General features: G+C 29.9%; 1 pseudogene. It reads left to right on the top strand.

The features are described from left to right. Nucleotides 1-274, top strand: a pseudogene (locus RTW80_RS29220) (replication initiation protein); the annotation flags it as partial.

Raw genomic sequence — 274 nt, 5'->3', positions numbered from 1 at the left:
CTTAAAAGAAGGTGCAAAAGTTCTGGCTTCAACGACATTAGTTTTAAATAGAGATGATTTAAAAACCCTATCTAATGAATTGGGAATATCAACATCTAAAAACAAGATACCTGACAGATTGGATTTAAATTTAACCGAATTTTGTGCCTATTATGATCATTTGGCTACTGTTCGTATTAAATTTACTAATACTGCAAAAAGATACTTTTCAAAACTTATTGGCTCTGAAAACAGATATACAACACAGGTGTTAAAATCTGTTGTTATCTTGAAC

Source organism: Escherichia sp. AM3 (genome assembly GCF_032029835.1).
GTDB lineage: Bacteria > Pseudomonadota > Gammaproteobacteria > Enterobacterales > Enterobacteriaceae > Escherichia > Escherichia coli.
Note: the sequence above shows the minus strand (reverse complement) of the source record. Positions and strands in the feature narration are given on the sequence as shown.